The organism is Flavobacterium sp. P1_E4 (genome assembly GCF_056405915.1).
In genome coordinates this window covers 1-538 of the sequence record NZ_JBFUBE010000090.1, presented here as the reverse complement: position 1 = coordinate 538, position 538 = coordinate 1, and the positions used below count along the sequence as shown (strand labels likewise).

1 rRNA gene is annotated in these 538 nt (G+C 47.6%); it reads left to right on the top strand.

Annotated elements, in window-relative coordinates:
- Nucleotides 1-66: 66 nt before the first annotated feature.
- Nucleotides 67-538 (top strand): 16S ribosomal RNA (locus AC1DY0_RS19145); the annotation flags it as partial.

Sequence of the window (538 nt, the reverse complement as noted above, 5' to 3'; positions counted from 1 at the left end):
GAGAATAACCACTAGACCTTCAGTCAAATAAATAAGAAGCTGAAATAAATTCAGCTTAAACAATATACGATGAAGAGTTTGATCCTGGCTCAGGATGAACGCTAGCGGCAGGCTTAACACATGCAAGTCGAGGGGTATTGGTTTTCGGACCAAGAGACCGGCGCACGGGTGCGTAACGCGTATGCAATCTACCTTTYACAGAGGGATAGCCCAGAGAAATTTGGATTAATACCTCATAGTATGCAGAGTTGGCATCAACACTGCATTAAAGTCACAACGGTRAAAGATGAGCATGCGTCCCATTAGCTAGTTGGTAAGGTAACGGCTTACCAAGGCTACGATGGGTAGGGGTCCTGAGAGGGAGATCCCCCACACTGGTACTGAGACACGGACCAGACTCCTACGGGAGGCAGCAGTGAGGAATATTGGACAATGGGCGCAAGCCTGATCCAGCCATGCCGCGTGCAGGATGACGGTCCTATGGATTGTAAACTGCTTTTGCACAGGAAGAAACAACATTACGTGTAATGTGTAATGT